This window comes from Burkholderia sp. APQ4-4ca (assembly GCF_057837105.1).
The window spans coordinates 1-8,494 of the sequence record NZ_JBYQCG010000170.1 but is presented as its reverse complement, the minus strand read 5'-3'; the positions used below and the strand labels follow the sequence as shown (position 1 = coordinate 8,494).

6 protein-coding genes and 2 pseudogenes are annotated in these 8,494 nt (G+C 68.1%); 6 read left to right on the top strand and 2 right to left on the bottom strand.

The features are described from left to right. Positions 1–98 (bottom strand): annotated as a pseudogene (locus AC3IFE_RS19295) (OsmC family protein); the annotation flags it as partial. 140 nt (positions 99–238) lie between these two features. On the opposite strand from AC3IFE_RS19295, the gene AC3IFE_RS19290 reads away from it, so the two are divergent. Next, positions 239–880, top strand: a complete 642-nt coding sequence (locus AC3IFE_RS19290) for a GntR family transcriptional regulator (protein WP_089470871.1) — start codon at positions 239–241, stop codon at positions 878–880. A gap of 27 nt (positions 881–907) precedes the next feature. Here the strand turns inward: AC3IFE_RS19290 and AC3IFE_RS19285 are convergent, their stop codons facing one another. Beyond that, positions 908–1,933: a LacI family DNA-binding transcriptional regulator gene (locus AC3IFE_RS19285; protein ID WP_301737408.1), complete on the bottom strand. Its 1,026-nt coding sequence runs from the start codon at positions 1,931–1,933 to the stop codon at positions 908–910. A 189-nt stretch (positions 1,934–2,122) separates the two neighbouring features. Here AC3IFE_RS19285 and AC3IFE_RS19280 point away from each other — a divergent pair, with 189 nt between their 5' ends. From AC3IFE_RS19280 to AC3IFE_RS19260, 5 genes and pseudogenes are all read left to right on the top strand, one after another. Then, on the top strand, positions 2,123–3,280 hold the full coding sequence (locus AC3IFE_RS19280; protein WP_489191601.1) for an ABC transporter ATP-binding protein: 1,158 nt from the start codon (positions 2,123–2,125) through the stop codon (positions 3,278–3,280). 9 nt (positions 3,281–3,289) lie between these two features. Beyond that, on the top strand, positions 3,290–5,284 hold the full coding sequence (locus AC3IFE_RS19275; protein WP_489191599.1) for a beta-galactosidase: 1,995 nt from the start codon (positions 3,290–3,292) through the stop codon (positions 5,282–5,284). Between the two features lie 67 nt (positions 5,285–5,351). Further along, positions 5,352–6,611, top strand: a complete 1,260-nt coding sequence (locus AC3IFE_RS19270) for an ABC transporter substrate-binding protein (protein WP_489191597.1) — start codon at positions 5,352–5,354, stop codon at positions 6,609–6,611. A gap of 55 nt (positions 6,612–6,666) precedes the next feature. Continuing rightward, a pseudogene (locus AC3IFE_RS19265) lies at positions 6,667–7,608 on the top strand (carbohydrate ABC transporter permease). Positions 7,609–7,628: 20 nt separating this feature from the next. After that, positions 7,629–8,480 (top strand): carbohydrate ABC transporter permease, encoded by an 852-nt coding sequence (locus AC3IFE_RS19260; protein ID WP_089470940.1) that lies wholly within the window; start codon positions 7,629–7,631, stop codon positions 8,478–8,480. Positions 8,481–8,494 lie beyond the last annotated feature (14 nt).

Genomic DNA, 8,494 nt, shown 5'->3' with positions numbered 1-8,494 from the left:
ACGTGATCGCGGCCGTACTCGCGATACCCCGACGTGCCGGTGCCGCGATTGCCCGTCCACTCCACTGCGACGCGATAGTGATGTTCGCTCGATGCCATCTCGCTCTCCATTGATGTCGGTTGCCTTGACCGGGCCGAGCGGGCCGGACGCCCTTGCGTGAGACCCGCCGGTGGTCGCTATTCTGGCACCGGATCGTCGTTTGGTATACCATTATTCCAAATTGACGGAATACGCAAGCATGGAAGCCAAACTCGACTCCACCGCGGACGCGGTCGCCGCGTCGCTGCGCGACATGATCATCAACGGCGAGCTGGCGGCCGGCGAGCGCCTCGTCGAGCGCGATCTGGCCGAGCGGTTCGGCATCAGCCGGATTCCGATGCGCGAGGCGATCCAGCGGCTCGAACGCGAAGGCTTGCTCGATATCTTCAGGAATCGCGGCGCGGTCGTGCGGATGCTGAGCGCGTCCGACGTGCAGGAAATCTACGATCTGCGCGTACTGCTCGAAGGCGATGCGATCTACCGCGGCGTGAAGCGGCTCGACGACGAAACGCTCGCGCGCGCCGAACTCGTGCATCGGCTGCTCGGCGATGCAACCGTGCCGCGCCGGCAAGGCGAGTTGAACCGCGAATTCCACGCGTTGCTGTATGCGTGCTGCGGCAACGCGCGGCAGTTGAAGTCGATCGCCGAACTGCGCAGCCAGGTCGAACGTTACGAACGCCTGCAGGCCACGCTGCTCGCCGATACGCCGTCGTTCCAGGTCGAGCACGAAGAAATTCTGCAGGCCTGCCGCGAACGCAATGCGCGGGCGGCACGCGCGATGACCGTCGCGCATCTCGATTCGGCGCGACGCATCGTGCTGCGGCGCGTCGAAGGCGGTTGAGGCCGGCGCGCGACCGCTCGCGCTTCGCTACACCGCGCGCGGCACCGGCCCGGTCGTGCCGCGCACCACGAGCTTCGGCAGCGACGCGACCCGTACGCGCGACGCGTCGTCGCCCTGCCCGCCCGCTTCGCGCAACGTATTGAGCAATTCGACCGCGATGCCAGCCGCCTCGGCGGTCGGGATCGCGACGGTCGTCAGCGTGGGTCGCGTGTCGCGGGCGAGATGGATGTCGGTGATGCCGACGATCGACAGATCGTCGGGCACGTGCCGGCCGCGATCGGCCGCCGCATGCATCGCGCCGATCGCGGGTAGATCGTTGGTCGCGACCAGCGCGGTCAGCTCGGGATGCGCATCGAGCAACGGCCCGGCCGCGCGCACGCCGCCCTCGATCGAATCGTGCCCGGCGCCGACGCGCGACGCATCCAGCCCGGCTTCGCGCATCACGTCGACGCAGCCGTCGTAGCGCGCGGCCTGCACGCCGTTTGCCGACCCGCCGACGATCACGCCGATCTCGCGATGGCCGAGTTCGAGCAGATGCCGCGTCGCGATCCGCCCCGCCTCGCGGAAATCGATCGCCACGCACGGCAACCCGTCGGGCGGCGCCTCGGGCCGCTCCCACAGGCACAGCACGACCGGCACGCCGCGCCGCGCGACGTCGACCAGATCCGGCAGGTGCAGGTTCGCGTTGGTCACGAGAATCCCTTCGGAGATGGTGCCGGCGATCTGGTCGAGATACGCGCGCCCCTGCAACGGATCTTCGTTCGTGTTGCAGACGATCAGGAACTGCCCGTTGCGGCGCACCGCGCGCTCGACCGCCAGCGCGAACTCCGGATAGAACGGGTTCGCGATGCTCGATACCATCAGCGCGACGGTCGGCGCGCGCCCTTCCGCCAGCGCCCGCGCGGCGAGATGCGGACGATAGCCGAGCGCGTCGACCGCTTCGAGCACCCGCGCCCGCGTCGCATCGCCCACCCGGCCGCGGCCGCGCAGCACGTTCGACACCGTCGCGGCCGTCACGCCGGCGCGGCGCGCCACTTCATCCAGTGTTGCCATCGCTTGCTCACTATATGAGACGTCGATCCAGTATTTGCTTCGCTCACCGAAGCGGCGCACTATCGCCGCACACCTTGCCGCCCGACCGACGGGCGCGACTCGGCCGCGATCGCATCGCCCCTTTTTTTGATCGCGATGATTAAGCGCTTAATCAAGCAGTACGGCGCATTAAAACATGGAGCGGAGACAATGGCGAGCATCTCGATGCGGCGCGTGCAGAAAGCCTATGGCGAGCACGCGCCGGTCATTCGCGACGTCGATCTGGAGATCGGCGCGCACGAGTTCTGCGTGTTTCTCGGGCCGTCCGGATGCGGGAAATCGACGCTGCTGCGCATGATCGCCGGGCTCGAGGATCTGAGCGCGGGCGAGCTGTCGATCGACGGCCGCCGTGTCGATGACGTGCCGGCCGCCGAGCGCGGCGTCGCGATGGTGTTCCAGAGCTACGCGCTGTTTCCGCACATGACGGTGTACGAGAACATGGCGTTCGGGCTGAAGCTCGCGCGCGTGCCGAAGGCCGAGATCGACCGGAAGGTGCGCGACGCCGCGCGCATCCTGCAGCTCGACACGCTGCTCGAACGCAAGCCGAAGGCGCTGTCCGGCGGCCAGCGGCAGCGCGTCGCGATCGGCCGCGCGATCGTGCGCGAGCCCGGCGTGTTCCTGTTCGACGAACCGCTGTCGAACCTCGACGCAGCGCTGCGCGGACAGACCCGCATCGAGATCGCGCGGCTGCATCGGCAGTTCGAACGCGCGAGCGTCGTCTACGTGACGCACGACCAGACCGAGGCAATGACGCTCGCCGACAAGATCGTGCTGCTGCACGCCGGCGCGGATACCGCGCAGCACGGCAGCATCGCGCAGGTCGGCGCGCCGCTCGACCTCTACCACCATCCGGCCAGCCGCTTCGTCGCCGGCTTCATCGGCTCGCCGCGGATGAACTTCCTGCCGGCCGTCGTGACCGCGTGCGACGCGCGTCGCACGACCGTCACGCTCGTACCGTCCGGCGAAACCTTCGTGCTGCCGCGCGACGGCTCGTCGCTCCCCGCCGGCGCCGCCGTGACGCTCGGCATCCGCCCCGAACACCTGACGCTCGGCGCCGTGCCCGACGCGACGACGCTCGCGCGCGACGTCGCGCTCGTCGAACGCCTGGGCGAGCAGACCTGCGTGCACCTCGATCCGGCCGGCCAGCCGAACGCGACGCCGCTGATCGCGAAAGTGCCCGGCGACGCGCAGGTGCGCACCGGCGAACGCGTGCACGTGCACGCGCCGGCCGCGGCCTGCCACCTGTTCACCGAAGACGGCCGCGCGGTGCCCGCGTGCGCCGATCTTCCCGTCCACCACTACGCATAAGGATCGGGCATGCGCCTCGGAGTTTGTTACTACCCGGAACACTGGCCAGAATCGATGTGGGCCGACGACGCCCGCCGGATGAAAGCGCTCGGCATCGAACAGGTGCGGATCGCCGAATTCGCATGGAGCCGCATCGAGCCGTCGCCGGGCGAATACGACTGGGGCTGGCTCGACCGCGCGGTCGACGTGCTCGGCGCGGCCGGCCTCGAGATCGTGATGTGCACGCCGACCGCGACGCCGCCGAAATGGCTGGTCGACCGCCATCCCGACATCCTCGCGATCGGCGCGGACGGCCGCCCGCGCGCGTTCGGCTCGCGCCGCCACTACGATTTCTCGTCGCCGGTCTATCTCGAAGCGTCGCGCCAGATCTGCACGTCGGTCGCCGAACGCTACGGCCGCCACCCGGCCGTGCGCTACTGGCAGACCGACAACGAACTGGGCTGCCACCAGACCGTCGTCAGCTATTCGCCGGCCGCGCTCGTGCGCTTTCGCGAATGGCTGAAAGCGCGCTACGGCACGATCGACGCGCTGAACCGCGCGTGGGGCACCGTGTTCTGGAGCATGGAGTATCGCCATTTCGACGAAGTCGACGCGCCGGTGGGCACCGTGACCGAAGCCCATCCGTCGCACCGCCTCGACTACCGGCGCTTCGCGTCCGACGAGCTCGCGCGCTATCACCGGATGCAGGTCGACGTGATCCGCGCGCACTCGCCGGGCCGGCCGGTCGCGCACAACTTCATGCAACTGTTCACCGAATTCGATCACTACGAAATCGCGCGCGACCTCGACGTCGCGACGTGGGACAGCTATCCGCTCGGCGCGCTCGAGGAGCTGTGGTTCGCGCCCGACGTGAAGGCGCGCTGGCTGCGCACCGGCCATCCGGATTTCGCGTCGTTCAATCACGACCTGTATCGCGGCATGTCGAAGCTGCCGTTCTGGGTGATGGAGCAGCAGCCGGGCCCCGTGAACTGGGCGCACTGGAATCCCGCGCCGCTGCCGGGCATGGTGCGGCTGTGGAGCTGGGAAGCGTTCGCGCACGGCGCCGGCTGCGTGTCGTACTTCCGCTGGCGGCAGGCGCCGTTCGCGCAGGAACAGATGCACGCGGGCCTGAACACCCCCGACAACCAGCTCGACGAAGGCGGCCGCGAAGCGCAGCGCGTCGCGCAGGAAATCGCGGCCGTGCTCGACGCCGGCGCGGATGCCGACGCGAACGGCGCCGTGCGCGCGTCGGTCGCGCTGGTGTTCGACTACGACGCGAAGTGGCTGTTCGAAGTGCAGCCGCAAGGCGCCGATTTCCACTACCCGCGTTTCGCGTTCGAGTACTACTCGGCGCTGCGCTCGCTCGGGCTCGACGTCGACATCGTGTCCGCGCACGCGCCGCTCGACGGCTATCGCCTCGTCGTCGTGCCGCCGCTGCCGGTCGTGCCCGACGATTTCGCGTCGCGGCTCGCCGCGTCGGGTGCGCACGCGGTGTTCGGCCCGCGCACCGGCTCGAAGACCGCCGACCTGCAGATTCCGCCGGCGCTGCCGCCCGGCCCGCTCGCGTCGATCCTGCCGGTACGCGTGTGGCGCGTCGAATCGCTGCGGCCGAACGTGACCGAGCCGATCGACGGCACGCTGCGCGACGGTTCGCCGCTCGCGGGCGAAGCGCGTCACTGGCGCGACCTCGTCGAACTGAACGACGACGGCGCACGCAGCGTCGTGCACGCCCGCTTCGCCGACGGCCATCCGGCCTGCGTGTCGCACGGCACGCTGCACTACTGGGCCGCGCTGTTCGACGACGCGACCACCGCGCGCCTGTTCGCCGACGTCGCAGCCGTTGCGGGTCTCGCGCCGACGCCGCTGGCCGACGGCGTGCGCGTGAGCCGGCGCGGCGGCCTGACCTACGTATTCAACTATCGCGACACGCCGCATGCGATCGACGGCGTAGCGCCGTCCGCATTCGTGTTCGGCGCCGCGCAGGTCGAGCCGCAAGGCGTGGCCGTGTATCGAAGCCGTTCGTAGCAACCGCCCCCGGCGCCGCCACGCGCCGGTCACGCACAAACAACGACACACAGGACTGGAGACACTCATGACCCATCGCCCCCTTCGCGTCGCTGCCCGCCTGGCGAGCGCCGCCGCCATCGCGTTCGCATCGTTCGGCGCGACGACGCCCGCCAATGCCGGCACGCTGACCATCAACATCGCGTTCAAGGGCGCAAGCCAGCGCGCGGTGTGGCAATCGACGATCGAAGCGTTCCACAAGGCCCATCCGGACATCGACGTGAAGCCCACCTTCGTCGACGAGGAAGCGTACAAGGTGCAGTTGCCGGCATGGCTCACGACCGTCGCGCCGGACGTCGTGAACTGGCATGCGGGCGAGCGAATGGCGTACTACGCGAAGCGCGGGCTGTTCGAGGACCTGAGCGGCGACTGGACGAAGAACGGCTGGGATGCGATGTATGCGTCGACGCGCAGCGCGTCGTCCTATAACGGCAAGCAGTACGCGGCGCCGACCGTCTACTACTCGTGGGGGCTGTTCTACCGCAAGGATCTGTTCCGCAAGGTCGGCATCGCCGACGAACCGAAGACCTGGGACCAGTTTCTCGACGCGTGCAAGAAGCTGAAGGCGGCCGGCATCACGCCGATCGCGATCGGCGGCCGCGACGCGTGGACGCTCGCCGGCTGGTTCGACTATCTCGACCTGCGCCTGAACGGCAACGCGTTCCACCAGCAGCTGATGGCCGGCGACGTGCCGTACACCGACCCGCGCGTGAAGAAGGTCTATACGACGTGGAAATCGCTGATCGATTCGGGCTACTTCATCGACAACGCGCTGTCCTACGATCTCGACGGCGCGCAGCCGTTCCTGTTCCAGGGCAAGGCCGCGATGATGCTGATGGGCACCTTCATCGCGGCCGGCTTCCCGCCGAACGTGAAGCAGGAAATGGGCTACTACCGCTTCCCGATCATCGACCCGAAGGTGCCGACCGCCGAGGACGGCCCGGTCGAATCGCTGCACATCCCGACCAAGGCGAAGAACAAGGCCGACGCGCACACGTTCCTCGCGTTCGTCGAAACGCCCGAGATCGGCGCGAAACTCGCCGAAGGGCTCGGCTCGCTGTCGGCCAACAGCAAGTCGCCCGAGCCGGCCGATCCGATCTCGCGCATCGGTTTCCGGATCCTCGCCGACACGAAGGGCGGCGTCGCGCAGTTCTACGACCGCGACATGACCAAGGAAATGGCCGACGAGGGGATGAAGGGCATGCAGCAGTTTCTCGCGAATCCCGCACAGCTCGATACGGTGCTCGCGCAACTCGAACAGACCCGCAAGCGGATCTACAAGAAGTGAGCGCGTGACCCAACCGGCGGCCGCGCGCCGCCGTGTCCGTTTCAGGAGGCTTGCCGTGTCCAGTCCGATCGCGTCGCCCCCGCCCGCCGGCACCGCGCCGCCGCGCGGCTCATCCGCCAGCACATTGCCCGCGCGCCGCCCGTCGCCCGCCGTGCGGCGGCAACGGCGCGCCGCGTGGCTCTTTCTCGCGCCGGCCTGCGCGATGGTGGCCGTCTACGTGATCTGGCCGATTCTGTCGACGCTGTGGCTGAGCCTGTACAACTGGGACGGGATGACCGAGCGCACCTTCGTCGGTCTCGCGAACTAAGCGGAGCTGCTGCAGGCGCCGACGTTCTACACGGCGCTGCGCAACAACGTGATCTGGCTCGTGCTGTTCATGCTCGCGCCGCCGCTCGGCCTCGCGCTCGCGCTGTACCTGAACCAGGCGGTCGGCGGCATCCGGCTCGTGAAGTCGCTGTTCTTCGCGCCATTCGTGCTGTCGGGCGTGGTCGTCGGGCTGATCTTCTCGTGGTTCTACGATCCGACCTTCGGGCTGCTCGCGCTCATCGCCGGGCACGGCATCCCGGTGCTCGGCGACGCGCGCTACGCGACCTTCGGCATCGTGTTCGCCGCACTGTGGCCGCAAACGGCGTACTGCATGATCCTGTACCTGACCGGCCTCACGTCGGTCAATCCGGAACAGATCGAAGCCGCGCGGATGGAAGGCGCGCGCGGCTTCGCGCTGCTGTGGCACGTCGTGCTGCCGCAACTGCGGCCGACCACCTTCATGGCGATCGTCGTCACCGTGATCGGCGCGCTGCGCAGCTTCGACCTGATCTCGGTGATGACGGGCGGCGGCCCGTTCGAGAGCTCGACCGTGCTCGCGTATTACATGTACGACCAGGCGATCAAGTACTACCGGCTCGGCTATTCCGCGTCGATCGCCGTCGTACTGTTCGCGATCATGCTCGTCTACATCGCGTTCCAGTTGCGCCGCATGCTGCGCAACGAACAGTGACTTTCGGGAGTGCACTCATCATGTTTCCGACACCCGTTGCCCGGTGGAAGCCGGTATCGCGCCGGCTGTACAAACTGTCGCTGCCCGTCGCGCTCGTGATCTGGCTGCTGCCGATGATCGCCGTGTTCGTCACGTCGGTGCGCTCGACCGAGGAGCTCGTCGAAGGCCACTACTGGGGCTGGCCGCGGCATTTCTCGATGATCGAGAACTATCGCGACGCGCTGACCACGTCGCCGATGCTGCATTACTTCTGGAACAGCGTGCAGATTACCGTGCCGTCGGTCATCGGCTCGATCGCACTCGCGGCGATGGCCGGCTTCGCGCTCGCGACCTACCGGTTTCGCGGCAATACCGCGCTGTTCGGCACGTTCGTCGCCGGCAACTTCGTGCCCGTGCAGGTGTTGATGATTCCGGTGCGCGACCTGTCGCTGCGGCTCGGCGTGTTCAATACCGTCGAAGCGCTGATCCTGTTTCACGTCGCGTTCCAGACGGGGTTCTGCACGCTGTTCCTGCGCAACTTCATCAAGCAGCTGCCGTTCGAGCTGATCGAGGCGGCGCGCATCGAAGGCGCGGGCGAATGGACGGTGTTCTGGCGCATCGTGCTGCCGCTGATCCGGCCCGCGCTGGCCGCGCTCGCGATTCTCGTGTTCACGTTCGTGTGGAACGATTACTTCTGGGCGCTGTGTCTCACGCAGGGCGACGAGGCGGCGCCGATCACGGCGGGTGTCGCGGCGCTGAAGGGGCAATGGACGACGTCGTGGAATCTCGTATCGGCCGGGTCGATCCTCGCCGCGCTGCCGTCGGTCGCGATGTTCTTCGCGATGCAGAAGCACTTCGTCGCGGGGCTCACGTTCGGCGCGACGAAAGGCTGACCGCCCGCCGATCG